This is a genomic window from Pseudomonas sp. NyZ480 (assembly GCF_029537255.1).
Classification (GTDB): domain Bacteria; phylum Pseudomonadota; class Gammaproteobacteria; order Pseudomonadales; family Pseudomonadaceae; genus Aquipseudomonas; species Aquipseudomonas taiwanensis.
Genome location: NZ_CP120626.1, coordinates 5,245,595 through 5,270,928 on the forward strand (window position 1 = coordinate 5,245,595; position 25,334 = coordinate 5,270,928).

Here is a 25,334-nt window from a genome sequence, read left to right on the forward strand (position 1 = left end):
TCTGGCGGGCAATTCGTTTTGGCCGGCCCAGTCGGCCAGCACACCTGGGAACGCCCGTGCCATGACCGACACCGCGCCGCTAACCCGCCCCCAGCTTCGTCGCCTGCTTCGCGATGCCCGCCGCGCCCTGACGCCGGCACAGCAACATCGAGCCGCACGTGGCCTGTATCGCCAACTGGCGCAGCACCCGCTGTTCCGCCGTGCCCGGCACATTGCCCTGTACCTGCCCAACGATGGCGAAATCGACCCGCAGTTGCTACTGCGCGAAGCCCAGCGTCGTGGCAAGCGCACCTACCTGCCAGTGCTGCACGCCTGGCCGCGCACGCGCATGGTGTTCCAACGCTTCGAGCACGGCGAAAAACTCAAACGCAATCGGTTTCGCATTCCAGAACCGGTCACCGACCGCAAGCGTCAGCGTCCGATCTGGTCGCTGGATCTGATCCTGCTGCCACTGGTGGGGTTCGATGAGGTCGGCGGACGCCTGGGCATGGGCGGCGGTTTCTATGATCGCAGCCTCGCCTACCAGGCTCGTCGTCAAACCTGGAAAAAGCCACTGCTGCTGGGGCTGGCCCATGAGTGCCAGAAAGTGGAGCGACTGGCTCAGGCCAGCTGGGATGTACCGCTACAAGGCACGGTCTCGGACCGCGGCTGGTACATGGCGCCGAACTGATCGGCGCCAGCGGGGGAATCAGCGCTGCTGCTGGCCGGCGTCGACTGGCGCCTGGTAAGCGGCATCGAGCTTGCGCTCCCAGATACCCTGCGCATAACCGGTGGTGACCACGCCAAGTCCAAAGATGAATACCAGGATCCAAAGCAGATCTGGTTTACGTTGGTTCATCGAAAATTGCCCCCCTAGGCAATGGTCAGGCTCGGCGACCTTCTTGGTGTCGCCGGAGCGTCTAGCGTTAAAATCGGCGCATTTTCCGACAACCTGAGTCGACACGCAAACGTTGACGCCAACCGACTGTCGGTTTCATGCAACAGGTTATTTCAAACTTTTTCAGGAGCAGCATCCATGGCCTATTGGCTGATGAAATCCGAGCCCGACGAGCTCTCGATCGAAGGCCTGGGCCGGCTGGGGGAAGCGCGCTGGGATGGTGTGCGCAACTACCAGGCACGTAATTTCATGCGCGCCATGAGTGTCGGAGACGAGTTCTTTTTCTACCATTCCAGCTGCCCGCAGCCGGGAATCGCCGGCATTGCCAGAGTCGTCAACGCAGCTTACCCGGACCCGACTGCGCTGGATCCGCTAAGCCACTATTTCGACGCAAAGGCCACTACCGATAAGAACCCCTGGAGCGCAGTGGACGTGGCGCACGTAAAAACGTTCAGCCAGGTGCTGGGGCTGGGCTTGCTCAAGCAGCAGAGTGCATTGGAGGCGTTGCCGTTGGTGCAGAAGGGCACGCGGCTGTCGGTGATGCCCGTGACCGATGAGCAGTGGGCGGCGATTATTGCCTTGGCCCGGTGAATTCGAGTGGTCCGTCTGGCGTTGTTCAGCGCCGTCACCATCGAGCGCCGCCCGCGCGGCGCATCGCGAGCAAGGCTCGCTCCTACGTCTATTCCGGGCCAATTATTCCTGTGGGAAATGCGCGCGAGTGCACACAAGGCGTTCGCGTGCGTTGGCACAGACATGACTGGCCAGAAACAAACGTAGGAGCGAGCCTTGCTCGCGATGCGCCGCGCGGGCGGCGCGCGATCTCAACCGCACCACACAATTACCGGCGAGCCTATCGAGGCAGCATCACTGCACGATCAAATTGTTGAACAGCAGGTCCTCGACGATCGGCTTGCCTTCCTCGGCCTCCATTACCTGCTGCACCTGTTTCAGCGCTTCCTGGCGCAGCTTTTCCTTGGCCTCTACATTGCTCATGTTATCCACACCCTGCTGGGTGAACAGCGCCACCAGCTGATTGCGAATCAACGGCTCATGGTGTTTGACCGCAGCAGCGGCGGCATCGCCCGTCACACGCAGGGCCACATCGGCTTTGTACACGCGCAGCTTAGGGCCACCATCGAGGGCATAGTTGCCGACGAAGGGCGGGCTCAGGCTGATGTAGGAGACCTTGGGCTCTCCTTCCTTGGCTTCTTCGGCCATGGCCGCCGCTGGCAGCATCAGGGCCAGTACCATCAAGATCCACGCTTTCACGAATTAGCTCCTCAATACAGTTGGCGCCAGCTTACCCAGCACGCCGCTCAAACCCAAGCTCCGGCTTATGCCAGCCCATCAGGCCGGGGCATGCTCGTTGACCGGGCAGGCGGCACTCCTACACTTATCGGCCACCACACGCAAAGGAATAGCCCCGATGAAAGCTGTGTTGTGCAAAACCCTGGGCCCTGCCAGCAACCTGGTAGTGGAGGAAGTGGCCAGCCCGGTGCCGAAGAAGAACGAGATCCTGCTCGACGTACACGCTGCCGGGGTCAATTTCCCTGACACCCTGATCATCGAAGGCAAATACCAGTTCCAACCACCACTGCCCTTCTCTCCCGGTGGTGAGGCGGCTGGTGTGGTGGCGGCGGTAGGCGAGAAGGCCGGCGCTTTCAAGGTCGGTGACCGGGTCATGGCGCTGACCGGCTGGGGCGCCTTCGCCGAACACGTGGCGGTGCCCTTCTACAACGTGATGCCGATCCCGCAGGGTATGGATTTCGCCACCGCCGCTGCCTTCGGCATGACCTACGGCACTTCGATGCATGCGCTCAAACAGCGCGGCCAACTGAAGCCTGGCGAAACCCTGCTGGTACTGGGTGCATCCGGGGGCGTCGGCCTGGCGGCTGTGGAAATTGGCAAGGCCATGGGCGCCAAGGTCATCGCTGCAGCCAGCAGCGCGGAAAAACTCGCCGTGGCCAAGGCTGCGGGTGCCGATGAAGTGATCGATTACAGCAAGGCCAGCCTGAAAGATGAGATCAAGCGACTGACCGGCGGCCAGGGCGTGGATGTGATCTACGACCCAGTGGGAGGCGAGCTGTTCGAACAGGCAGTGCGCGGGCTGGCCTGGAATGGTCGGTTACTGGTGGTGGGGTTTGCCAGCGGCACCATCCCTCAGCTGGCGGCGAACCTGGTGCTGCTCAAGGGCGCAGCGGTGCTCGGGGTGTTTTGGGGAGCATTCGCCCAGCGCCAGCCAGAGGACAATGCCGCCAACTTCCAACAGCTGTTCGTCTGGCATGGCCAGGGCAAGCTGAAACCGCTGGTCTCGCAGACTTATCCACTGGCCGAAGCTGGGGTGGCTATCGATCGACTGGGGCAGCGGCAAGCTGTGGGTAAGTTGGTGGTGCTGGCCAAGTAGGGCTGGAAGCGTTCATTGCCTGTACCCGCCCTATCGCTGGCCAGGCGTCTGCTGAAGGGGGATGCTTGGGAAGGTACAGGCAGTGGGGAACTCAAACCTCGCGCAGGTTATGGCAGCGCCTGAAACGCGCCTCGAGGTTGCGATCCGGCATCTGGTGGCTGCGCAAGGCATTCAAGGTCTGCTCGACATAATCGCGCGTAGTGCCATAGCGCCCCTTGGCACTGGCCAGGATCTGGCTGAGCAAGGTATCCGGCAGGTTCCCTGCGTAACAGGGCAAATGCCGCTCCAACACGAACCCCAGGGCCTGGACCTTGCTCCCATCGCTGAGCCGGCAGCTCAGCCAGTGCGGCCGATACGCCGGGTAAGGCATTTCGCGCTGCCACAGGGCCATCAGCGAGTCGTCCAGGTTGCTTTCATCAAGCCGGTAGGCAAAACCGCTGCAAGAGCCACCCCGATCCAGGCCAAACACCAGGCCGGGCGTTTCAGGCGTGCCACGGTGCTCATGCGACCACAAGTACAACCCACGGTGGTAACCATGCACCCGCGCGCGTTGGCGCTCCACGGAGTTGCATTCCGGGCGCCAGATCAAGGAACCATAGGCGAACAGCCAGACCGGGCCGCCCTGGTGCCGTGACATGGTCGTCTGCATGGAGTTGTACAGTTGCTCACGGGTCAGTTGTTGCCCGAAGTCAAGCGAGGGTGGATATGAAACTTTCCAGGATGAACTTTCAAGTGCCGACATAAGCTGCCGCCATGATTCCCTGTGAATAGCGCTTGTAGCGGAAAAGACGATTCAAGGCAGATCTTACTCTGCTGCCCATGCCAGCCAAATCGCCGGCTGGCCGGCTCCCGTGGAGGCGTCATGTCTAACTTAAGACAGCCACCGCCTTAGCTCAAGTATATGTCGAAATTTTCATGGGGCCTTCCGACGATTGGGAATTATTATTCCGAAAAACGCGAAAGTTATTAACCAAGGCGGTAATAGTTACCGCCTTATACCGACGCTTTCAAACTTCGGTTATTAACTGCGGGGGGCGTAGGCAAACACATCGGCACGCATACGGTGCGCGTCCATACCAGCCTCGACCAACGCATCGAGCGTGGCATAGACCATGTTGGGCGAGCCACTGGCGTAAACATGCACTGCATTCAGGTCGTCCATGTCTTCGCAGACCGCTTCATGCAGCATGCCGCAGCGCCCTTCCCAATCGCACAGGTCGCTGACGACCTTGTGCAAGTACAGATTGGGCAGGCGCTCCCACTCGTCCCAATGCTCGATGGCATAGAAATCTTCGGGGCGCCGCACTCCCCAGTACAGGTGGACCGGGTGCTTGAAACCTTGAGCGCGGCAATGTTCGACCAGGCTGTGCATCTGCCCCATACCCGTGCCCGCAGCGATCAATACCAACGGCCCGTCGGGCAGCTCGGCCAGGTGGGCATCGCCAAATGGCATTTCGATGCGCGCCACGCCATCACGCTGCAGTTGCTCGATCAATTGTCGGGCGCTGTCTTCGCGGACCAACACATGCAGCTCCAGGTCCCGCCCGCAATGGGGGGCTGAAGCCAGCGAGAAGGCCGCCTGCTTGCCACCCTTGCGCTCGATCATCAGGTACTGCCCGGCGTGGTAGCGCGGCGGCTTTCCGGCCGGCGCACGCAGACGCACGCGCCAGACATCGCCACCTACCTCGGCGCATTCGCTCACGGTGCAAGCCAGTTTACGCACCGGCAGCTCGCCCAACGCCAGCACACCATCCCACAGCAAGACACAGTCCTCCAGTGGCTCGGCAATGCAGGTGAACAGCTCGCCATGGTCACGGACTTCGCCGTCCTGGCGCACCCGCCCCTCCACCAACAACGCGGCGCAGACATGGCAATTGCCATTGCGGCAGCTGTTCGGGCAGTCATAGCCCAGTCGCCGCGCCCCATCCAGGATCCGTTCCCCGGGTTCGAGCGCCAGCACTGCCCCGGACGGCTGCAACGTTACCTGCATCAATCTATTCCCAACTGATCCCACAGCTCATCGATACGGCGGGTGACCGCCTCGTCCTTGACGATGGCACGGCCCCATTCCCGCGTGGTCTCGCCTGGCCACTTGTGGGTGGCATCCAGGCCCATCTTCGACCCAAGCCCCGATACCGGCGACGCGAAATCCAGGTAGTCAATCGGCGTATTGTCGATCATCACCGTATCACGCTTGGGGTCCATGCGCGTGGTGATCGCCCAGATCACATCGTTCCAGTCGCGGGCGTTGATGTCATCGTCGGTAACGATAACGAACTTGGTGTACATGAACTGTCGCAGGAACGACCACACGCCCAGCATTACGCGCTTGGCGTGCCCTGGATACTGCTTCTTCATGGTCACCACCGCCATGCGGTACGAGCAACCTTCCGGAGGCAGGTAGAAGTCCACGATTTCCGGGAACTGCTTCTGCAGGATCGGCACGAACACTTCATTCAGCGCCACACCGAGGATCGCCGGCTCATCCGGTGGACGGCCGGTGTAGGTGCTGTGGTAGATCGGCTTCTGGCGGTGGGTGATGCGCTCCACGGTGAACACCGGGAAGCTGTCGACCTCGTTGTAGTAGCCGGTGTGGTCGCCATAGGGGCCTTCCGGGGCCATTTCACCCGGATGGATCACACCTTCGAGAATGATCTCGGCGGTTGCCGGGACCTGCAGGTCGCTGCCACGGCATTTGACCAGCTCGGTACGGTTGCCGCGCAGCAGGCCGGCGAAGGCATACTCGGACAAGGTGTCAGGCACAGGCGTGACCGCGCCAAGGATGGTCGCCGGGTCCGCCCCAAGCGCCACTGCGACCGGGAAAGGCTGGCCTGGGTGCTTCTCGCACCACTCACGGTAGTCCAGCGCACCACCACGGTGGCTCAACCAACGCATGATGACCTTGTTGCGACCAATCAGCTGCTGGCGGTAGATGCCCAGGTTCTGGCGGTCCTTGTTGGGGCCGCGGGTGACGGTCAGCCCCCAGGTGATCAGCGGAGCCACGTCGCCCGGCCAGCAATGCTGGATCGGCAGCTGGGTAAGGTCGACATCCTCGCCCTCGACCACCACTTCCTGACAGACCGCGTCCTTGACCACTTTCGGCGCCATGGACACGACTTTCTTGAAGATCGGCAGCTTGGACCAGGCGTCCTTCAAGCCCTTGGGCGGCTCGGGTTCCTTGAGGAAGGCCAACAGCTTGCCGATTTCGCGCAGTTCGTCGACCGACTCGGCGCCCATGCCCATGGCCACCCGCTCCGGGGTGCCGAACAGGTTGCCCAGCACCGGCATATCGAAGCCGGTGGGCTTTTCGAACAGCAAAGCTGGGCCCTTGGCGCGCAGGGTACGGTCACAGACCTCGGTCATTTCCAGGACTGGGGAGATCGGAACCTGGATGCGCTTGAGTTCACCGCGCTGCTCCAGGCCACGGATGAAGTCGCGCAAGTCGCGATACTGCATGCATGAGCCTCGTATTGGCCGTATCGGTCGGGGTGCAGAGTGTAGCGCCGTTCAGGCCTTTATTGGGGGCAAAAATGATGTGGGGCCGCTTCGCGCCCCTTTCGCGAGCAAGCCCGCTCCCACAAGCATCACACTGACCCTGTGGAAGCGGGCTTGCCCGCGAAGAGGCGCGAAGCGGCCCCAATCAATTCCAGCTTGAAGTGCTTACTTGCGCTTCATCGACAGGAAGAACTCATCGTTGGTCTTGGTCTGCTTGAGCTTGTCGACCAGGAACTCGATGGCAGCGACTTCGTCCATCGGGTGCAGCAGCTTGCGCAGAATCCACATGCGCTGCAACTCGTCGTCGGCGGTCAGCAGCTCTTCGCGACGGGTACCGGAGCGGTTGATGTTGATGGCAGGGAACACACGTTTCTCGGCGATACGACGGTCCAGGGGCAGCTCCATGTTGCCGGTACCCTTGAACTCTTCGTAGATCACCTCGTCCATCTTCGAGCCGGTTTCTACCAGCGCGGTGGCGATGATGGTCAGCGAACCACCTTCCTCGATGTTACGGGCGGCACCGAAGAAGCGCTTCGGCTTCTCAAGGGCATGTGCGTCGACACCACCGGTCAGCACCTTGCCGGAGCTCGGGATCACGGTGTTGTAGGCACGGGCCAGACGGGTGATGGAGTCGAGCAGAATGACCACGTCCTTCTTGTGCTCGACCAGGCGCTTGGCCTTCTCGATGACCATCTCGGCCACCTGCACGTGACGGGTTGGCGGCTCGTCGAAGGTCGAGGCGACCACTTCGCCGCGCACGGTGCGCTGCATCTCGGTCACTTCTTCCGGGCGCTCGTCGATCAGCAGGACGATCAGGTGGCACTCGGGGTTGTTACGGGTGATGTTGGCCGCGATGTTCTGCAGCATGATCGTCTTACCCGCTTTCGGCGGAGCGACGATCAGGCCACGCTGGCCTTTACCGATCGGGGCGCACAGGTCGATGACACGGCCGGTGAGGTCTTCGGTGGAACCGTTGCCGGCTTCCATCTTAAGGCGCTCGTTGGGGAACAGCGGCGTCAGGTTCTCGAACAGAATCTTGTTCTTCGCGTTTTCCGGACGGTCGAAGTTGATGGTATCGACCTTCAGCAGCGCGAAGTAACGCTCCCCTTCCTTCGGTGGACGGATCTTGCCGACGATGGTGTCGCCGGTACGCAGGTTGAAACGGCGGATCTGGCTAGGCGAGACGTAGATGTCATCGGGGCCGGCCAGGTAGGACGCATCAGCCGAACGCAGGAAACCGAAACCATCCTGGAGAATCTCCAGCACGCCGTCACCCGAGATCTCTTCGCCGCTTTTCGCGTGCTTTTTCAGCAGGGCGAAAATCACGTCCTGTTTGCGCGAACGGGCCATGTTTTCGATGCCCATCTGTTCGGCCATTTCCAAAAGATCGGTAATCGGCTTTTGCTTGAGTTCAGTCAGGTTCATAAGGGGAGTGACGTAATCATGTAAGAAGGGAGAATTAAGCTTTGGCTTAATGAGGCCGCGCCGCTAGATGGCGACAGGATCGCGTACTGATTCGAATTAGGGATGCTTCGGCGACGGCGTGCAGAGGGCACTGAAGAAGCAGTGCGAGGCCGAATGTAACACTTGCATTTTTCGACGTCTAGTGGTTTTGACGAGGGAAATCGAACCTTTTGGGACCGGATTTAGCTGCGAAGGCATCGACCGGCTGAACCTTGGATTCGCGGGGGATCCCGCTCCCACAGGGTCGTCGAGCAAAAGAAAAGCCCCGCATTCGCGGGGCTTTTTCACATCACAGATGGGCGTCGAGGAACGCAGCCAGCTGGGATTTGGACAGAGCGCCGACCTTGGTAGCTTCGACGTTGCCGTTCTTGAACAGCATCAGGGTCGGGATGCCACGCACGCCATGCTTGGCCGGGGTTTCCTGGTTGTCGTCGATGTTCAGCTTGGCGACGGTCAGTTTACCTTCGTAGGTGGCGGCGATGTCGTCCAGAACCGGAGCGATCATCTTGCATGGACCGCACCATTCAGCCCAGTAGTCGACCAGCACCGGGCCTTGAGCCTGCAGGACTTCGGCTTCGAAGGTGGCGTCGGTGACGTGTTTGATCAGATCGCTGCTCATGGATATCTCCAGGGTCGTAAGCAAAAAACGTGGCCCATCATAGCCGCACAGGCTGCCTACAGGAAGTCACGGACGATTGAGTGTAACTATAGTTGTGCAAGACGCCGCGAATCGAAACCGTCACATAAGTGTCATAGCATCGAATGGCACATTGCCTTGCATCAAACCTTGGCGTGCCCCGCGTTGGCGACAGCCACGTATCGTGGCACGATTGCCAGGTTAACGACCGAGAACACTCAGATCATGCCGCAAACAACCGCGAAGAACCTGTCTCTGATCGCCGCCATCGACCTTGGCTCCAACAGTTTTCACATGGTCGTGGCCAAGGCTCACCACACCGAGATCCGTATTCTTGAACGGCTTGGCGAGAAGGTTCAGCTGGCCGCCGGCATCGGCGAGGATCGTCTGCTGAGCGAAGAAGCCATGCAACGGGGGCTCGAATGCCTCAAGCGCTTCGCTCAACTGATCAACGGTATGCCTTCCGGCGCCGTGCGCATCGTCGGCACCAACGCCCTGCGCGAAGCGCGCAACCGCAATGAGTTCATCCAGCGCGCGGAGGCCATTCTGGGCCACCCAGTGGAGGTGATCTCCGGCCGCGAAGAGGCTCGCCTCATCTACCTCGGTGTCTCCCATACCCTGGCCGACACCCCCGGCAAACGCCTGGTGGCCGACATTGGCGGCGGCAGCACCGAGTTCATCATTGGCCAGCGATTCGAACCGCTACTGCGCGAAAGCCTGCAAATGGGCTGCGTGAGCTTCACCCAGCGCTATTTCCGCGATGGTAAGATCACCCCGGCGCGCTATGCACAGGCCTACACGGCGGCGCGCCTGGAGCTGATGAGCATCGAGAATGCCCTGCACCGACTGACCTGGGATGAAGCCATCGGCTCGTCCGGCACCATTCGCGCCATCGGCGCCGCGATCAAGGCCAGCAACCTGGGCAACGGCGAAGTCAACGCCGAAGGCCTGGCCTGGGTCAAACGCAAACTGTTCAAGCTCGGCGACGTCGACAAGATCGACTTTGAAGGGGTCAAACCGGACCGCCGCGCCATCTTCCCGGCCGGCCTTGCGATTCTCGAAGCCATCTTCGACGCCCTGGAACTGCAACGCATGGACCATTGCGACGGTGCCCTGCGTGAAGGCGTGCTGTTCGACCTGCTCGGCCGCCATCACCACGAAGATGTGCGCGAGCGCACACTCAATTCGTTGATGGAGCGTTACCACGTCGACCAGGGCCAAGCTGCTCGCGTGGAGCGCAAGGCACTGCATGCCTTCGACCAAGTGGCCAAGGCGTGGGACCTGGAAGACGGTAACTGGCGCGATCTACTGGGATGGGCAGCCAAAATCCATGAAATTGGCCTGGATATCGCTCACTACCATTACCACAAGCATGGCGCCTACCTGGTCGAGCACTCCGACCTTGCCGGCTTCTCGCGCGAAGACCAGCAGATGATGGCCCTGCTGGTGCGTGGCCATCGGCGCAACATCCCCAAGGACAAGTTCGCCGAACTGGGCGAGGAAGGTGTGAAGCTGCTGCGTCTGTGCGTGCTGCTGCGTTTCGCCATTCTGTTCCACCACATCCGTGGCACCCAACAGATGCCCACCGTGTCACTGCAGGCTGGCGAGCAATCGCTGGATGTGGCCTTCCCCAATGGTTGGCTGGAGCAAAACCAGCTGACCCAGGCCGACTTCGCCAACGAAGCGGAGTGGCTGGCCCGGGTCGGCTTCGTCCTCAGCGTACGTTGAGGACCGGGTTGCTCAGGCGCTCCAGCAGAGCGGCCTGGGCACTGCGAGGGTTCTGGTTACCGGTCGGGGCGGTGCGCACGTAGCGGCCGTCCGATTGCAGGACCCAGGCATGGGTGTTGTCGGTCAGGTAACCTTCCAGCTCCTTCTTAACCCGCAGCAGCAACTTCTTGCCTTCTACCGGGAAGCAGGTCTCCACACGCTTGTCGAGGTTTCGCTCCATCCAGTCGGCACTGGACAGGTAGATCTGCTCTTCGCCTCCATTGAGGAAGTAGAACACCCGGGTGTGCTCCAGGAAGCGGCCGATGATCGAACGTACCTGGATGTTGTGCGACACCCCGGGAATGCCCGGCCGCAGGCAGCACATGCCACGCACCACCAGGTCGATTTTCACGCCAGACTGGCTGGCCTTGTACAGCGCCTTGATGACCTTCGCATCGGTCAGCGAGTTGAACTTGGCGATGATGTGCGCCGGCTTGCCTTCGAGGGCGAACTGCGTCTCGCGGGCAATCATGTCGAGCATGCCCTTCTTCAACGTGAACGGCGCATGCAGCAGCTTTTTCATGCGCAGTGTCTTGCCCATGCCAATCAGCTGGCTGAACAGCTTGCCCACGTCCTCGGTCAGGGCATCGTCGGAGGTGAGCAGGCTGTAGTCGGTGTACAACCGGGCGTTGCCGGCATGGTAGTTACCAGTACCCAGATGTGCATAACGGACGATCTCTCCCTGCTCGCGGCGCAGGATCAGCATCATCTTGGCGTGGGTCTTGAAGCCCACCACGCCATAGATCACCACCGCGCCAGCTGCCTGCAGACGGCTGGCCATTTGCAGGTTGGACTCTTCATCGAAGCGCGCACGCAACTCGATCACCGCGGTGACCTCCTTGCCGTTGCGCGCTGCGTCCACCAACGCATCGACGATCTCCGAGTTGGCGCCGGAGCGGTACAGCGTCTGGCGCACGGCAAGCACATGCGGGTCCTTGGCAGCCTGGCGCAGCAGGTCGATCACCGGGGTGAACGACTCGAACGGGTGCATCAGCAGTACATCCTGCTTGCCGATCACGCTGAAGATGTTGTCGGCGTTCTGCAGCAGCTTGGGAATCGCCGGGGTGAACGGGGTGTACTGCAGTTCAGGATGGCTATCAAGGCCTGTGATGCTGAACAGGCGGGTCAGGTTGACCGGACCATTGACTTGATACAGCTCGCTCTCGCTGAGGCTGAACTGCTTGAGCAGGTAGTCGGACAGGTGCTTCGGGCAGGTGTCGGCCACTTCCAGACGCACGGCGTCGCCGTAACGACGCGAAAACAGTTCACCGCGCAAAGCACGGGCCAGGTCGTCGACCTCTTCGGAGTCCAGCGCGAGGTCAGCGTTTCGCGTCAGGCGGAACTGGTAGCAGCCCTTGACCTTCATGCCCTGGAACAAGTCGTCGGCGTGAGCGTGGATCATCGACGACAGGAACACATAGTTGTCGCCTGCCCCCCCCACGTCCTCAGGTACGCGAATGACCCGTGGCAGCAACCGCGGGGCCGGGATGATCGCCAGGCCCGAGTCGCGGCCGAAGGCGTCGACACCTTCGAGCTCGACGATGAAGTTGAGGCTCTTGTTCACCAGCAACGGGAACGGGTGCGTCGGGTCGAGGCCAATGGGGGTGATGATCGGCGCGATCTCGTCGCGGAAGTAACGACGCACCCAGGTCTTGAGCTTGGGCGTCCAGTAACGGCGGCGGATGAAGCGGATCTGGTGTTTTTCCAGCTCCGGCAACAGCACATCGTTGAGGATCGCGTATTGACGGTCCACCTCGCCGTGCACCAGCTCGCTGATCCGTGCCAGCGCCTGGTGCGGCTGCAGGCCATCGGCACCGGCTTGTTCCCGGGCAAAGTTGATCTGCTTCTTCAGGCCGGCAACACGGATTTCGAAGAATTCGTCCAGGTTGCTGGAGAAGATCAGCAAGAACTTGAGGCGTTCGAGCAGCGGATAGGACTCATCCAGCGCCTGCTCCAGCACTCGGATATTGAATTGCAGCTGCGAAAGCTCGCGATGAATGTACAGGCTGCTGTCGTCCAGGCTCGGAATGGCGATTGCCGGTGCTGGCGCGGGGGCTGGCGTGGCAGCGGCCTCGACCACAGGTTCCGGTGCCTCTGGCAGGTCCGGCGGGGTCTGCACCATTTCTTCGGGAAGAGCCTGGGCGTCCTTGATCGCGACAGGGGTTAGCACTTCATTATTCATCTGGCGTTCCTGGAGGACGTTAACGCCCTATCATCAATTGAGCGGCACGATAAGCGGCCATTATGACGCCTGTGTTACATACCAAGGCAAGTCGCGACTTATGGCCGCAGGCATTGTCCGCACAGGGATTGTTCACGTCGAGACACATTTGGACACTTTCACGAATGCGCGCGAAGGGGTAGGCTGCGCGTTCATTTCGCCAGCACCTCAGAAAATGCTTCAACAATTCCTGCAGGATTTCGGCTACTTCGCCCTCTTTCTTGGCACCTTCTTCGAAGGCGAGACCATCCTGGTGCTTGCGGGATTCCTTGCGTTCCGCGGTTACATGGACATCAACCTAGTCGTGCTGACCGCGTTCTTCGGCAGCTACGCTGGCGACCAGCTGTGGTACTTCATGGGCCGTCGCCACGGCCGCAAGATTCTGGCGCGCAAGCCCCGCTGGCAGGCCATGGGCGACCGAGCGCTGGACCACATTCGCCGACATCCCGACATCTGGGTGCTGAGCTTCCGCTTCGTGTATGGCCTGCGTACGGTCATGCCTGTAGCGATCGGGCTGTCCGGCTACCCGCCGCGCCGCTACTTGCTGCTCAACGGCATCGGTGCTGCGGTCTGGGCCCTGGCATTGGGCGCGGCCGCCTATCACTTCGGCGCCATCCTCGAAGGCCTGCTGGGCAATGTGAAGAAGTACGAGCTATGGGTGCTTGGCGGCCTGCTGGTGCTGGGCGGCCTGTTGTGGCTGCGCCGACGGTTCCGCACCCTGCGTGCCGAGCGCAAGGCGGCGGCAAATGGCCAGGGCCCAGAGGCAGGCCAAGCTGTAGGCCAGGAGCAGGCCCCAGACCAGCACCGTGACCGGCGCTAAGCCCAGCACGCCAGCCAGGTAAAGCGCCGGTACGTTGCAGACCAGGCGCGCCAGTTCCAGACGCGGCGCCCAGCGGCGGTTTTCCAGCATCGCGCCCAGCACGAACAAACCAAACGCCATTACCAACCAGCCCAGCACCAGGGCGCCAGTCGTCACCTGCTCTGCCACCCCCATCAAGTAACTGCCCAACGCGACGTGCACCGCAAACTGCGCCACCACGTAGCGCTGTTGCGCACGCCCGATGACCACGTCGAACTTGCGAAACGACGCCAGGTCCTGCTTGGCCTGTGGATAACCAGCCGCGACATCGGCCGGCCGCCAGCCAGTGGGCATGAACCAGATGCGCAGCTTGTCCCAAAAGCGATGGGTGCGACATGCATCGTGCCAAAGCTGGGCGTAGAACTGCAGGTTGGCCCACAACGGATTCCAGCTGGCCAGTGGCGTGGTCACGCCGAACACCACGGGCTCGGCCGGGTCTTCCTCCTTGAAGGTACCGAACAAGCGGTCCCAGAGAATGAACACGCCGCCATAGTTACGATCCAAGTAAGCAGGATTCTGCGCATGGTGGACGCGATGGTTGGATGGCGTGATCAGCACCCACTCGAGCCAACCCAGTTTAGGTATGTGCCGGGTGTGCACCCAGAACTGGTACAGCAAATTCAGCGACGCTACGGTGATGAACACCACCGGCGGGACGCCGACCAAGGCCAGAGGCAGGTAGAAGACCCACGAAAAAATGAAACCGCTGCTGGTCTGGCGCAGGGCGGTGGTGAGGTTGTATTCCTCACTCTGGTGATGCACCGAATGGGCCGCCCACAGCACGTTGCGCTCGTGCCCCAGGCGGTGCAGCCAGTAGTAGCACAGGTCATACAGCACGAATGCCAGCAGCCATACCCACCCGGCCTGCTCTGGCAAACGCAGCAACGCCAGGTGCTCCCAGGCCACGGCGTAGGTCACCAGCCCAACCCCTTTGGTCAGCAGCCCGGTGCTGGTCGACAGCACCCCCGTGCTCAGGCTGTTGATCGAGTCGGCCACGGTGAAATTGCGTTGGCCACGCACCAGGTCAGCCACCAGTTCGACAGCGATCAGCACAAAGAAGAACGGCACGGCCAGCAGAATCAGGTCCATGGGCAACGGCTCCGGCATGATCTGAAGAGATTAGGCCGCGGCCACAGGAAACCCTATGGCGACATCTGCCAAACTAGAGGACATTTAGCGCCTCGACACTGGAGTAATGAGCATGACGAAAAAAGTAGCGGTGATTCTTTCCGGCTGTGGCGTTTACGACGGCGCCGAAATCCATGAAAGCGTGATCACCCTGCTGCGCCTCGACCAGCGCGGAGCGCAGGTGCAGTGCTTCGCGCCGAACATTGCGCAGATGCATGTGATCAACCACCTGACTGGCGAGGCAATGCCCGAGTCACGCAATGTGCTGGTTGAGTCGGCGCGCATCGCACGTGGTGAGGTGAAGGACATCCGCGAAGCCAAGGTCGAAGACTTCGACGCGCTGATCGTACCGGGCGGTTTCGGCGCGGCGAAGAACCTCTCGAACTTTGCCGTCGAGGGCGCCAACTGCTCCGTCAATCCGGACGTGCTGGCCCTGGCCGAAGCCTTTGCCGACGCCTGCAAACCGGTTGGCCTGATCTGCATTTCGCCCGCCCTGGCGGCCAAGATCTATGGCCCTGGCGTGGTCTGCACCATTGGCAACGATGCCGGCACCGCTGCGGCGGTGGCGAAGATGGGCGGGACCCATGAAGAGTGCGATGTGCACGACATCGTCGAAGACACCCAGCGCAAGCTGGTGACCACCCCGGCCTACATGCTGGCCCAATCGATCAGCGAAGCGGCGGGCGGTATCTACAAGCTGGTGGACCGGGTGCTGGAGCTGACCCACGAAGGCGAGCAGTAAGCGCCTTGCGCCTGCTTCAAAGGCGATCGCCAGTGCGCCGGCCCCTCCACCGTTGCGGTGACTGCAGGGGCCGGCTCGCCGGCCATTGGCCCCACTACCCTTTCGACAAACGCGTCAAAATCCGGTCCAGCGCATTGGCGAATGCCTGCTTTTCCTTCTCGCCGTAGGGCGCTTGCCCGCCCCCTACCTGTCCTTGCTCACGCAATTCGGTAAACAGGTTGCGCACTGCCAGCCGCTCGCCCATGTTGCGCTCATCGAACTCGCGCCCCCTGGGGTCGAGCGCGGCCACGCCCTTCTTGATCAAGCGGTCGGCCAACGGCACATCACTGCAGATGACCAGTTCGCCGGGCACGGCATTCTCGACCAGATAGTCGTCCGCCGCATCCATACCGCTTGGCACCACGATCAGCCGCACCAGGGCGAAGGCCGGCTTGGCCACGGCCTGGCCAGCCACCATCACCACCTCGATCTTGCGCTTGAGGGCGAATTTGACGATCAGGTCCTTGGCTGCCTTGGGGCAGGCGTCGGCATCGATCCATACACGCATGCAACTTGTCCCATCTTCTGTGAGGTCGGCATTGTGTCAGGTCCGGCCCTTTCCTGGGTAAACCCGCGAAGCGGCCCACACTGTAGTCAGCTCGCCGCGGCCCGGCGCTTCTCGGCCAGGCGACTGCGCCCATACAACACAACGATAGCCATCAACGCCACCACCTGCGCCGCCAGCGAATAGGCATCGGCATGAATCCCCAGCCAATCGAACTCGAAGAACGACACTGGCCGTGTGCCCAGCACGCCAGCCTCTTGCAGCGCCTTCACGCCATGCCCGGCGAACACCACCGACAGCGCGCACAACAGCGCGGCGTTGATACTGAAGAACAGCGACAGCGGCAGCTTCGCCGAACCTCGCAGAATCACCCAGGCCAACCCCATCAGCAACACCAGTGCCGTGGCGCCACCGGCCAGCACTGCCTGGTGACCCGCCGGGCCTGCCTGCAACCACAGGGTTTCATAGAACAGGATCACTTCGAACAGCTCGCGGTACACCGAGAAGAACGCCAGCACCGCGAAACCAAACCGCCCACCGCCACTGACCAGCGAGCTCTTGATGTAGTTCTGCCATGCGGCGGCGTGGCGGCGGTCATGCATCCACACACCAAGCCACAACACCATGACACTGGCGAACAGCGCCGTACTGCCTTCGAGCAGCTCGCGCTGTGCGCCGCCTACGTCGATCACATACGCTGCCAACGCCCAGGTCGCGAAGCCCGCGGCCAACGCCAGGCCCCAACCGACGTTGACGCTGCGCACCGCCGACTGCTGGCCGGTGTTGCGCAGGAAAGCGAGGATCGCCGCCAGCACCAGAATCGCCTCGATGCCCTCACGCAGCAGAATCAGCAACCCGGAGATATAGCTCAACGACCAGCTCAGGCCATCGCTGCCCAGCAGCTTGGCGGCCTGGTCGAGCTTGGTCTTGGCCTCGACCAGACGCTGTTCGGCCTGGGCCACCGATACGCCATCCTGCAACGACTGACGGTAGGCCATCAGGGCTTTTTCGGTGTCCTTGCGCGCTTGGCTATCGATGTTGTCCAGCGAGCTTTCCACCAGCTCGAAGCCTTCCAGGTAGGCAGCGACCGACAGGTCATAGGCCTGATCGTGATCACCTTCGCGGTAAGCCGCCAGGCTCTTGTCCAGCGTGCTGGCGGTGTACTCGAGCAACTGCGCCGGGCCACGCTTGACCTGTGGTGGTTGGGCACGCTGGGCACGGAACGCCGCGACGGCGTCGCTACCCTGGCTGGCCGCGACTTCCGCTGGCGTCTGGCGGGCCAGATCGGCCAGGTTCCAGGTCTTCCCGCCCTTGGCAGCCTGCGGGTCGGCGGTGAAGCTGGCGACGTACGCAGCCACATCCCAGCGCTGACGGTCATCGAGCTGGTCGGCGAAGGAGGGCATCTCGGTGCCGTCGATACCCAGTGCTAGCGTGTTGTAAAGGTCGAACAGGCTCAACCGATCCAGGCGCTCGGCGCTGCGCAGGTTGGCGGGAGGTGGCTCCAGTCCCACCCCGGCCGGACCATCGCCCGCGCCGGTGTCACCGTGGCAGATCGAGCAGTTCTGCGCGTACAGCGATGCGCCACGTGCAGGGTCCGGGGTAATCACCGGAGCTTGGCTGACCTCATAGGCAACAGCCAGGCGAGCGCCCAGCTGACGCGCTTGCTTGGCGACCACCGCCCCATCCTGGCGCTGGTCGATGGCCTGGCGCAGGGTCTGTACACCCTGCGCCAATGCGGCCTGCTCGGCATTGGCCGGCAAACCTTTGACCAGCTCCGCCAGCACCGCGCTGAACTCCTGTTGCTCGCGGTATTCGCTCTCGTCGACCACGTTGCCGTCGCGCACGGTCGGCGGGTAGTCAGCGCTCAGGTAGTCGAGCAGATGCATGGCCTTGCTCGCCTCGGCGGGCGCACCGGCCAATACCAAGGTGCTGCACAGCGCCAGCACCGGCCACGAGAGCCAGGCAAGCAGACGGGAATGTTTCATGGGCAGTCTCGAAGGGAATGCGAAAGAGAACATTGTTCACTTCCACTCTATTTCCCTCAAGGTTTCTCGGCGGATTTCATGAAAAATCTTGTGACAACTCTGCGAGACCGAGATGCCGCAATAGCTCATTGCGCGATCAATTCGTCGCATTCCTCGAGAGGCGGTGGGGTTTGGAGCGATAGGATGGGTGGATCAAGCAGAAGTAGGTACGAGGGGGGGTGGATTGGGGACGAGCTTTCCATGGGGCTCCCGTACGGGGAGTGCTCTGCCCCCTGCTCGTCTCACGGATTTGGGTGGCAGTCGTGCAGGGGGAGACCTGTGGTACAAGGACCCGGCCAGACCGAAGCCTGCCCGCGCACGAGCACGAGCACGAGCACGAGCACCATGCAGCAGCGCAACCTGTGACCAGCGGATGTCTCACGCCCGATCGCCTTACGAGGCGACCAAAGGACGCTATTCCTGGTGTACTTCCAAGCCAAGACAGCACCTTCCGACAGGCGCCTTAGGATAATTCAAGAGAGAATCAGAACTGAAGCATTTGGTTTCAGACACGGAAATGACTCACGTCTCTTCGACCCCAACACCAGCGCAAATGATACGAGCGCTAATTCACCTCGCAGCCGCTCGATTGTGCATTACCTGTCATTTTTAACAGTTGACGACGGTATGAACCCCAATCAATCTGGTTAAACGTCAGCAGATTGTCGTTGGGATTCATCATGGAACGTAAAAAAACCTTATCACAACTCTTCTATCAGCACGAACAGCTCAGCCTTGTGTTGTCCGACAGCACATCCAATTCTATTTTTCGAAATGAAAACTTACCATTGGCTGAGCTGCACCAACAAGAACATGCTCACAAGCTATCAATGCTAGCGAGCGATCAAAAATATTCTATCCTGCAAACTCACCACACTAGAGCACAGAACCTTAACTATACTCCTTACGGACATAGTGCTCTTGCTAAAAACCCGCTTTCATCTCTCGGCTTCAACGGCCAGCCATGGCAGCCGAGCGGAACTTATGCGCTCGGAAATGGGCAACGCAATTATAACCCAAAATTAGGAGTATTCTGCTCGCCCGACAATTTATCCCCATTTAGCTCAGGCGGCATCAACTCATATTGTTATTGCGGGGGCGACCCGATAAATTATACCGACCCTAGTGGACGCACGCGGACTAAAAATCCGACACTAAAACCTCGCTCCCCTTTAGAGCAGACTTCGAAGAAATCCAATATTGCCACCTCTTCACTACAACAAAAAAGTCAAACACAAGGCGTTCAAAGGACAAGAAAAATACAATCAGAAGTCTTCAAAGGAGAACTTCAGGCCATCATAAAAAAAATACCAGAACACAAAACCATTTCGACAGACCTACGCCTTGCGAAAAGCCAATCTGCGACTGCCTTTGCAAACCTTCCTAATAAGGTTGCAAAAACAGAAAAACAAGAAATTGAAGCCGCAAAAAAAATAAGGGATTTCATAAAATATGAAGCCATCATACACCGCATCTCCACCAACCGTGGATTACCTCCCGAAGAACATCTACATCCGTACACGTTAGGGAATGGATTTCAGCATAGTGTAAGTGACATAGCTAATAGACTGTTCGGAACACCGCAGGCCAATGCTTCGATTCGCGCTTCTCTGCTCAAACCGGCACATGCGGTCTGACCTGTGCTGGAATAGCCCTCCGTTCGCCCCTCAACAAGTCCTCCGCACCATGACTCAGATAAGTGCTTACGATCTCGTGTACACCAGCAAACTCACCGGGCTGGGCATGCAAATTTGTTCGGGATGTGCATTAGCGCGATTGGCCTAAAGTCGAAAACAGTTCAGTATTAAGGGAGTCATACCCGTTTAGCGAACCACCCGGCACAGCAGGCGAATATTCTTGCTCACGGCAACGCGTATCAAGCCCGGTGCAGCAAAATCCGCGAAGGCCACCATCCCCGCCGGCCTCCCCTGTCGTTGAAAAGTGGAGGGATATCACCAGATACCGACTTGTACTGCTAAACCCAAGATTACTGGTCCACAGCGGCTCCTTTCCATCCACCACCCAACGCCAGGAACACCCCAATCTGCCCCAACACCACCTGGCTGTTGGCTGCCGCCAACTGCGCCCGCATGTCGGTGTAGGTCCGTGTCGCCTGCAAATCCGCCAGGAACGACTCACGTCCAGCCAGGTAATACCGGTGCGTCTGTTCAGCCGCTTCCTTGGCCGACTTTTCAGCCTCGGCCAGGGCATCTCGACGATCAAGCAGCGCGCTGTACTGGGCCAACCGCGTCTGGGTCTCGCGGATAGCGTTCAACACCACGCCATCGAAGTGCGCCAGTGCCGCCTGGGTCGAGGCTTCGGCCATGCGGATGCGGGCGCGGGTGCCGTTGGTGGGAATGGTCCAGCTGACCTGTGGCCCGAAGCCCCAGCGGTTGGTTGCAGGTTCGCCAAGATTCTCAAGAATGCCGATGGTGCCGACCTGGGCGCCGATGCTGATGTCCGGGTACAACGCGCCGGTGGCCACGCCGATGTTGGCCGTTGCAGCAGCCAGCTGACGTTCCGCCTGACGCACGTCGGGGCGGCGTTTGAGCAGTGCGGCGCCGTCACCCACCGGCACCCGCTGGGCAAGGTGCGGCAATTCCGCGCAATCGGCCGTCCCGGCCGGCAGTTGGTCGACCGGCTTGGCCAGCAGCGCCGCCAAGGTGTACAAGCCCGTCTCCCGCTCGGCCGTGAAGCGCGGCAACTCGGCGCGCAACGACTTGAACTGGGTTTGCGAACGGGTCACCTGGGTTTCGTCACCCCGGCCAGCATCGCGCAGGCGCTGGTTCAGCTCGACGCTCTGCTGCTGCAAATCCAGCGACTCACGGGCAATGTGGTACTCCTCGTTAGCCGAGCACACCTGGGTATAGGCCTTGACCACATCGGCCACCAGCGTGATACGGGCGGTATCGGCAGCGGCCTGCACGGCGTCGGCATTGGCCTTGGCCGCTTCGGTACCTCGCTTGAAGGTACCCCACAGGTCGAACTGGTAGGACGCGCTGATGATCGCTTCGCCGATGTTGGCCACCGGCACTTTTTCACTCAGCAGGAACGCCTCGCCGGACTCCTGCAAGCGCTGCGCGCCGAGCTTCACCCCCCCATTGAAACCACCCTGCGATTCAGCCACTTCAACCTGGGCACGGGCCTTGGCGATGTTGGCCGCCGCCACGCGCAGCTCGGTGTTGGCACTCAACGCCTGGCGCACCAACGCATTGAGCCGCTGATCCTGATACAGCTGCCACCAGTCCTCGGGCACCGGCGCCGATACCACGCTGTCGGCATCCTGGCGCAACGGGCCGTTGAGGTCGCGGCGCTGCAGTGCCGCGTCCTTCGGCACGTCATAGTCCGGGCCAACCATCATGCAGGCACCCAGAGACAGGCACAAACCGGCCAGGATCAACTGTTTCATGGGCGCTGGCCCTCGATGATCGAGACGGTCGCGGTGCGACCGGCGATCATGCGGAAGTCTTCCGGCACTTCGTCGAAGGCGATACGCACCGGAATCCGTTGGGCCAGGCGTACCCAGCTGAACGCAGGGTTGACGTTAGGCAGCAGGTTGGCACCGCTGCTGCGGTCGCGGTCTTCGATGGCGGCGGCGAAGCTCTGCACATGGCCGCGAAGACGGGTGTTGTCGCCCATCACGCGAATGTCCACGGCATCGCCGATGTGGATGCCACCGAGCTTGGTTTCCTCGAAGTAACCATCGACGTGGTACGAGGCACTGTCGACCACCGACAGCACTGGGCGGCCAGCAGTGACGAACTCATGATTTCGCGGCGCACGGTCGTTGAGGTACCCGTCCACAGGGCTGCGAACCACGGAGCGATCGAGGTTGAGCTGGGCGCTGTCGACCGCCACCTGGGCCTCGTTCACCGCCGAGCGGGCACGGGCCTCGCGGGACTGGCTTTCTTCCAACTGCTCGGCCGCCACCAGGTTGCCCAACTTGCGGTTACGCTGCGCCTCGCGGGAGGCCTGGGCCAGGGTTTCCGAACGCTCGGCCAGGGTCGCCTTGGCCTGGCGCAAGGCCAGGGTAAAGCGGTCCTGATCGATGGTGAACAGCACGTCGCCGCGCTTGACCACCTGGTTGTCGCGCACCTCGACCTTCTGGATCAACCCCGATACATCTGGGGCGATCTGGATCACGTCGGCGCGGATATGGCCGTCGCGAGTCCAGGGGGCGAACAGGTAGTACACCACCATCTGCCACACGAGCACGGCGGCGAAGCTCACTACCAGCAAGGTCAGGACCACGCGGCCCAGGGTCAGCAAAGGTTTTTTCATGGCAGCATCAGGTTTCGGCAAAAGTGGTCGACCGCGCCCAGCAGCACGGCATACAGGGCAACGTTGAACAACGCCCGGTGCCAGACCAGGCGGTAGAAATGCAGGCGCACCAGCACGGCGTGCACGCCCAGGAACAGCAAGTAGGTGAACACCATCATCACCAGCAGCGTGGGCAGGAATACCCCGCTGATATCCAGATCACCGATCACAGGGGCGCTCCATCGATGCCTTCGGGCAGTTGCGGTTGTTCGGTTGGTTCGAGCATGACCTCCACACCCGGCAACAAGGCCAGGCGCAGGCCGCTCAGGGCGTGCAGCAGATGCACGCGGGCATCGCCACGGTCGTTGTGCTCGTCCAGCGCCAGGCCCTGGCGGGCGTACTCCATGCTGCGCAGCAGTTCTGCTGGCGCATGCAGGCGGCGGTTGGCGCGCAGGCAGGCGGCGTAATGGGCACCGACTTCGTGGATCACCGTCTCAAGCCGCTCGCGGGCCTGTGGGCCGACACGGGGCATGTAGGCCAGCAGGTCGAGCAGGTTCAGGCCCACGCGCAGGTCACGCAGCGCCACGCCGCTGTCCTGTCCGGTCTGCGACAGGCGCGGCAGGTGCTGCATCAGGCGGTCGAGCATCTGCACGCCGACCTGGCGGTGTTCGGCCAAGGTCGCCGACTGGGTCATCTCGACAATGTCGCGCCAGGCGAACCGGGTCATGCGCTTGGCGGCCAGTTCCACGCCGAACGGACGCAGCAGCAGGGTCCAGATGAAGGCGAACAGCAAGCCAACGGGGCCGGCCAGGTTGGCGTTGATGAAGGTCAGGAAGTCCGCGTCGTAGGCGCCCTGGATGCTGATGAAGGTCGCGGTGTTGACGATGGTCAGTAAGGTGCCGAGATAGAAGCGCGGCTGCACCGTCAGCGTGCCGACGCAGATGAACGGAACGGCAAAGGCCAGTACCAACATCGGGAAGTCGTGCAGATTGGGCAGCACCAGGAACAGGTAGACACTGGAGAAAATCACCGACATCAGCGTCCAGAAGAAGAACCGGTAGATCTGCGGCGCGGGGTCGTCCATGGCGGCGAAGAAGCTGCAGGCAACGGCAGCAAGGATCACCGCGCTGCCACCATCGTTCCAGCCCAGCAGAATCCACAGGCCGCTGGCGACGATGATCGCGGTCACGGTGGAGAACACCGAATAGAGCATCAGGCCACGGTCGAAGAACGGGGTCAGGCGACCCAGGCGCCAATGACGGTAGGTGGCACGCCAAGGCGTGGCGTCATCCAGACGCAGGGCATGCTGCAGGGCGCAGCAATCCTGCCAGAGGTCGACCCACTCGGTCAGGCGATACAGCGCGTTGGACAGCAGCAACTCGGCGCGCTGATCCAGCGCCGCTGCGCTGGGTTGCAGGCGATCTATCTGTTCATGCAAGACGGTCCAGCGGGCCAGCGAGGCGTCCTTGGCGGTCCCTTCGAGCCACTGGCGGGCCGCGCCGAGCACCGGCTGCAATTGAGCGAACTGTGCCGGGGCCCGACCTTCGAGGGCGACCAGGGCATCGTCCAGGGCATCGATCACAGGCAGCAGGTGGATCATCCGCCCACGCAATTCACGCGCGTTCTTCAGGGTGTGAGGCCCGGCGCCTTCGTGGCCGAGCTGGCCGATCATCATTTCCAGGGTGTTGAAAGTCGCCACCATGGAAGCCCGCATGCCGCCTACCTTGTCGGCGGCGGCTTCGCGCGCCAGGTAAGTATCGCTGTAGCGGATCGCTTCGTTGAACCAATTGCCGGTCGAGCCGACCACCACCGGTGCCAGGCGGCGAGGCCAGAAGATTGCGCCCACCACCGCTGCACAGACGATACCCAGGCAGATTTCCTGTGCCCGTGAAGAGGCCACGTCGAACACCGCCGTAGGGTTGTCGACCACCGCCAGGGCGATCATCGGCAAGGTGTAGCCGGCCAGCATCAGCACATAGTTGTTGGCGGTGCGCAGGTTCAGCGAGAGGAACAGCAGGGTGCCGGTCCACAGCGCGATAGCGGTGCTCAACAGCAAGGGCGACTGGACCAGCGGCGGCACCAGAAAGATTGCCCCGCCCGCCCCAAGCAGGGTACCCAAGGCACGGTACAGCGCCTTGGAACTGGTCGGACCGACGAAGGGACTGGAGACGATGTAGACCGTGGCCATGGCCCAGTAGGGGCGTGGCAGCTCCATGTAGAGAGCGATGTACAGTGCGATCATCGACGCGGCAAAGGTACGCACGCCGTAGAACCAGTCGCGGGCCGGGGGCACTGAGCTGAAGAAACCGTTCATGCCACCCCGCCGACCGTGCCCAGACCAGCAGCCTCGAACGCGCCCAGCACCCGCAGGGTGGCTTCAAGATCTGCCTGGTCGATGCCGTGCAGTACGTCGCGACGCAGACGCACCAGCTCGGTTTCGATGGCCTCGGCCAGTGCGCGACCTTCAGCCGTGAGGCTCAAGGCCTTGGCGCGACGGTCCAGAGGGTCTTCGCTGCGGCACACCAGGCCGGCCTTGCACAGCTGGTCGAGCAGGCGCACCAGCGACGGGCTTTCCAGGCCCGCAGCCTGAGCCACCGCCACCTGGTGCACCCCATCGCCCAGGCGCACGATCATCAGCAAAGGCGCGGCACAGGCCTCGGAAATGCCGTAGCTGGTCAGCGCGGCATGGCAGATCCGCCGCCAATGGCGGGCGGCCACGACCATACCGCTACTGACTTTCAGGTGCAGTGCATCGAGCGTCATGAGAGAAACCGAACATATTCATAGTTTGCTAACTATCAATATACGCTTCGCCCTCCCCCTGTCGTCAACCGTGGGCGACGGACAGCCTGGATGAATTGTTTTTTATTCGACAGTTCCCCGGGCCTGCTCGGGATATCGCCGCCAAGCCG

22 protein-coding genes and 1 pseudogene are annotated in these 25,334 nt (G+C 61.5%); 7 read left to right on the forward strand and 16 right to left on the reverse strand.

The window, feature by feature from the left end; translation table 11 throughout:
* The first annotated feature begins 61 nt into the window (after positions 1-61).
* Positions 62-670 carry a 5-formyltetrahydrofolate cyclo-ligase gene (locus tag P3R38_RS24140; protein ID WP_023382970.1) on the forward strand — a complete coding sequence of 203 codons (609 nt, stop codon included), beginning with the start codon at positions 62-64 and terminating at the stop codon, positions 668-670.
* Positions 671-688: 18 nt separating this feature from the next.
* Here P3R38_RS24140 and P3R38_RS24145 read toward each other — a convergent pair whose 3' ends face one another.
* Positions 689-838 (reverse strand): hypothetical protein, encoded by a 150-nt coding sequence (locus P3R38_RS24145; RefSeq protein WP_023382971.1) that lies wholly within the window; start codon positions 836-838, stop codon positions 689-691.
* Positions 839-1,015: 177 nt separating this feature from the next.
* Here P3R38_RS24145 and P3R38_RS24150 point away from each other — a divergent pair, with 177 nt between their 5' ends.
* Complete coding sequence (locus tag P3R38_RS24150) at positions 1,016-1,468, forward strand: EVE domain-containing protein (RefSeq protein WP_023382972.1); 453 nt, start codon at positions 1,016-1,018, stop codon at positions 1,466-1,468.
* Between the two features lie 273 nt (positions 1,469-1,741).
* On the opposite strand, the gene P3R38_RS24155 is transcribed toward P3R38_RS24150, so the two are convergent.
* Positions 1,742-2,146: a flagellar basal body-associated protein FliL gene (locus P3R38_RS24155; RefSeq protein ID WP_023382973.1), complete on the reverse strand. Its 405-nt coding sequence runs from the start codon at positions 2,144-2,146 to the stop codon at positions 1,742-1,744.
* Positions 2,147-2,303: 157 nt separating this feature from the next.
* On the opposite strand from P3R38_RS24155, the gene P3R38_RS24160 reads away from it, so the two are divergent.
* Positions 2,304-3,281 carry an NADPH:quinone oxidoreductase family protein gene (locus P3R38_RS24160; protein WP_277686673.1) on the forward strand — a complete coding sequence of 326 codons (978 nt, stop codon included), beginning with the start codon at positions 2,304-2,306 and terminating at the stop codon, positions 3,279-3,281.
* A gap of 91 nt (positions 3,282-3,372) precedes the next feature.
* Here P3R38_RS24160 and P3R38_RS24165 read toward each other — a convergent pair whose 3' ends face one another.
* From P3R38_RS24165 to trxA, 5 genes are all read right to left on the reverse strand, one after another.
* A complete protein-coding gene (locus P3R38_RS24165; protein ID WP_027907207.1) occupies positions 3,373-4,023 on the reverse strand; it encodes a gamma-glutamylcyclotransferase in 651 nt (216 codons plus the stop codon).
* Between the two features lie 279 nt (positions 4,024-4,302).
* The gene (locus P3R38_RS24170; protein WP_023382976.1) at positions 4,303-5,271 is read right to left on the reverse strand and encodes a CDP-6-deoxy-delta-3,4-glucoseen reductase; all 969 of its coding nucleotides are present in this window, start codon (positions 5,269-5,271) and stop codon (positions 4,303-4,305) included.
* Positions 5,271-6,737, reverse strand: coding sequence for a 4-hydroxy-3-polyprenylbenzoate decarboxylase (gene ubiD, locus P3R38_RS24175; protein ID WP_023382977.1), 1,467 nt, complete (start codon positions 6,735-6,737; stop codon positions 5,271-5,273). Before ubiD ends, P3R38_RS24170 begins: the two co-directional genes overlap by 1 nt.
* A gap of 204 nt (positions 6,738-6,941) precedes the next feature.
* Positions 6,942-8,201: a transcription termination factor Rho gene (rho, locus tag P3R38_RS24180; protein WP_023382978.1), complete on the reverse strand. Its 1,260-nt coding sequence runs from the start codon at positions 8,199-8,201 to the stop codon at positions 6,942-6,944.
* A gap of 328 nt (positions 8,202-8,529) precedes the next feature.
* Positions 8,530-8,859 (reverse strand): thioredoxin TrxA, encoded by a 330-nt coding sequence (gene trxA, locus P3R38_RS24185; protein WP_016392405.1) that lies wholly within the window; start codon positions 8,857-8,859, stop codon positions 8,530-8,532.
* 243 nt (positions 8,860-9,102) lie between these two features.
* Between trxA and ppx the strand changes: the two genes are divergently transcribed.
* The gene (gene ppx, locus P3R38_RS24190) at positions 9,103-10,605 is read left to right on the forward strand and encodes an exopolyphosphatase (RefSeq protein ID WP_023382979.1); all 1,503 of its coding nucleotides are present in this window, start codon (positions 9,103-9,105) and stop codon (positions 10,603-10,605) included.
* Here the strand turns inward: ppx and ppk1 are convergent.
* Positions 10,592-12,826, reverse strand: coding sequence for a polyphosphate kinase 1 (gene ppk1 / locus P3R38_RS24195; protein ID WP_104883128.1), 2,235 nt, complete (start codon positions 12,824-12,826; stop codon positions 10,592-10,594). The genes ppx and ppk1 overlap by 14 nt on opposite strands.
* 214 nt (positions 12,827-13,040) lie before the next feature.
* On the opposite strand from ppk1, the gene P3R38_RS24200 reads away from it, so the two are divergent.
* Positions 13,041-13,685, forward strand: a complete 645-nt coding sequence (locus P3R38_RS24200) for a DedA family protein (protein ID WP_162144444.1) — start codon at positions 13,041-13,043, stop codon at positions 13,683-13,685.
* Positions 13,686-14,234: 549 nt separating this feature from the next.
* Here the strand turns inward: P3R38_RS24200 and P3R38_RS24205 are convergent.
* Positions 14,235-14,831 (reverse strand): annotated as a pseudogene (locus tag P3R38_RS24205) (sterol desaturase family protein); the annotation flags it as partial.
* Positions 14,832-14,925: 94 nt separating this feature from the next.
* On the opposite strand from P3R38_RS24205, the gene elbB reads away from it, so the two are divergent.
* The gene (gene elbB, locus P3R38_RS24210) at positions 14,926-15,594 is read left to right on the forward strand and encodes an isoprenoid biosynthesis glyoxalase ElbB (protein WP_023382983.1); all 669 of its coding nucleotides are present in this window, start codon (positions 14,926-14,928) and stop codon (positions 15,592-15,594) included.
* Between the two features lie 94 nt (positions 15,595-15,688).
* Here elbB and P3R38_RS24215 read toward each other — a convergent pair whose 3' ends face one another.
* Together P3R38_RS24215 and P3R38_RS24220 are read right to left on the reverse strand one after the other, a co-directional pair.
* Positions 15,689-16,141, reverse strand: a complete 453-nt coding sequence (locus tag P3R38_RS24215) for a YaiI/YqxD family protein (protein WP_023382984.1) — start codon at positions 16,139-16,141, stop codon at positions 15,689-15,691.
* 86 nt (positions 16,142-16,227) lie between these two features.
* Positions 16,228-18,156: a cytochrome c/FTR1 family iron permease gene (locus P3R38_RS24220; protein WP_104883126.1), complete on the reverse strand. Its 1,929-nt coding sequence runs from the start codon at positions 18,154-18,156 to the stop codon at positions 16,228-16,230.
* A gap of 686 nt (positions 18,157-18,842) precedes the next feature.
* Between P3R38_RS24220 and P3R38_RS24225 the strand changes: the two genes are divergently transcribed.
* A complete protein-coding gene (locus P3R38_RS24225; protein WP_277686674.1) occupies positions 18,843-19,799 on the forward strand; it encodes an RHS repeat-associated core domain-containing protein in 957 nt (318 codons plus the stop codon).
* A 350-nt stretch (positions 19,800-20,149) separates the two neighbouring features.
* Here the strand turns inward: P3R38_RS24225 and P3R38_RS24230 are convergent, their stop codons facing one another.
* From P3R38_RS24230 to P3R38_RS24250, 5 genes are read right to left on the reverse strand one after another with little or no spacing between them, the layout of a single operon-like run.
* Positions 20,150-21,571, reverse strand: coding sequence for an efflux transporter outer membrane subunit (locus P3R38_RS24230; RefSeq protein ID WP_104883124.1), 1,422 nt, complete (start codon positions 21,569-21,571; stop codon positions 20,150-20,152).
* On the reverse strand, positions 21,568-22,443 hold the full coding sequence (locus P3R38_RS24235; RefSeq protein WP_023382987.1) for an HlyD family secretion protein: 876 nt from the start codon (positions 22,441-22,443) through the stop codon (positions 21,568-21,570). The genes P3R38_RS24230 and P3R38_RS24235 overlap by 4 nt, the downstream gene beginning before the upstream one ends.
* On the reverse strand, positions 22,440-22,652 hold the full coding sequence (locus P3R38_RS24240) for a DUF1656 domain-containing protein (RefSeq protein ID WP_023382988.1): 213 nt from the start codon (positions 22,650-22,652) through the stop codon (positions 22,440-22,442). The genes P3R38_RS24235 and P3R38_RS24240 overlap by 4 nt, the downstream gene beginning before the upstream one ends.
* Complete coding sequence (locus P3R38_RS24245) at positions 22,649-24,736, reverse strand: FUSC family protein (protein ID WP_104883123.1); 2,088 nt, start codon at positions 24,734-24,736, stop codon at positions 22,649-22,651. The genes P3R38_RS24240 and P3R38_RS24245 overlap by 4 nt, the downstream gene beginning before the upstream one ends.
* Positions 24,733-25,185, reverse strand: coding sequence for a MarR family transcriptional regulator (locus P3R38_RS24250; RefSeq protein ID WP_023382990.1), 453 nt, complete (start codon positions 25,183-25,185; stop codon positions 24,733-24,735). The genes P3R38_RS24245 and P3R38_RS24250 overlap by 4 nt, the downstream gene beginning before the upstream one ends.
* Positions 25,186-25,334 lie beyond the last annotated feature (149 nt).

Excerpts from the sequence above, each read along its gene's own strand:
- P3R38_RS24160 (WP_277686673.1), top strand. The coding sequence starts at position 2,304 with ATGAAAGCTGTGTTGTGCAAAACCCTGGGCCCTGCCAGCAACCTGGTA.
- P3R38_RS24225 (WP_277686674.1), top strand. The coding sequence starts at position 18,843 with ATGGAACGTAAAAAAACCTTATCACAACTCTTCTATCAGCACGAACAG.
- P3R38_RS24235 (WP_023382987.1), bottom strand. The coding sequence starts at position 22,443 with ATGAAAAAACCTTTGCTGACCCTGGGCCGCGTGGTCCTGACCTTGCTG.
- P3R38_RS24230 (WP_104883124.1), bottom strand. The coding sequence starts at position 21,571 with ATGAAACAGTTGATCCTGGCCGGTTTGTGCCTGTCTCTGGGTGCCTGC.
- P3R38_RS24245 (WP_104883123.1), bottom strand. The coding sequence starts at position 24,736 with ATGAACGGTTTCTTCAGCTCAGTGCCCCCGGCCCGCGACTGGTTCTAC.
- P3R38_RS24220 (WP_104883126.1), bottom strand. The coding sequence starts at position 18,156 with ATGTTCTCTTTCGCATTCCCTTCGAGACTGCCCATGAAACATTCCCGT.
- P3R38_RS24145 (WP_023382971.1), bottom strand. The coding sequence starts at position 838 with ATGAACCAACGTAAACCAGATCTGCTTTGGATCCTGGTATTCATCTTT.
- P3R38_RS24215 (WP_023382984.1), bottom strand. The coding sequence starts at position 16,141 with ATGCGTGTATGGATCGATGCCGACGCCTGCCCCAAGGCAGCCAAGGAC.
- ppk1 (WP_104883128.1), bottom strand. The coding sequence starts at position 12,826 with ATGAATAATGAAGTGCTAACCCCTGTCGCGATCAAGGACGCCCAGGCT.
- trxA (WP_016392405.1), bottom strand. The coding sequence starts at position 8,859 with ATGAGCAGCGATCTGATCAAACACGTCACCGACGCCACCTTCGAAGCC.
- P3R38_RS24165 (WP_027907207.1), bottom strand. The coding sequence starts at position 4,023 with ATGTCGGCACTTGAAAGTTCATCCTGGAAAGTTTCATATCCACCCTCG.
- P3R38_RS24170 (WP_023382976.1), bottom strand. The coding sequence starts at position 5,271 with ATGCAGGTAACGTTGCAGCCGTCCGGGGCAGTGCTGGCGCTCGAACCC.
- P3R38_RS24150 (WP_023382972.1), top strand. The coding sequence starts at position 1,016 with ATGGCCTATTGGCTGATGAAATCCGAGCCCGACGAGCTCTCGATCGAA.
- P3R38_RS24250 (WP_023382990.1), bottom strand. The coding sequence starts at position 25,185 with ATGACGCTCGATGCACTGCACCTGAAAGTCAGTAGCGGTATGGTCGTG.
- P3R38_RS24140 (WP_023382970.1), top strand. The coding sequence starts at position 62 with ATGACCGACACCGCGCCGCTAACCCGCCCCCAGCTTCGTCGCCTGCTT.
- P3R38_RS24200 (WP_162144444.1), top strand. The coding sequence starts at position 13,041 with ATGCTTCAACAATTCCTGCAGGATTTCGGCTACTTCGCCCTCTTTCTT.
- ubiD (WP_023382977.1), bottom strand. The coding sequence starts at position 6,737 with ATGCAGTATCGCGACTTGCGCGACTTCATCCGTGGCCTGGAGCAGCGC.
- rho (WP_023382978.1), bottom strand. The coding sequence starts at position 8,201 with ATGAACCTGACTGAACTCAAGCAAAAGCCGATTACCGATCTTTTGGAA.
- ppx (WP_023382979.1), top strand. The coding sequence starts at position 9,103 with ATGCCGCAAACAACCGCGAAGAACCTGTCTCTGATCGCCGCCATCGAC.
- elbB (WP_023382983.1), top strand. The coding sequence starts at position 14,926 with ATGACGAAAAAAGTAGCGGTGATTCTTTCCGGCTGTGGCGTTTACGAC.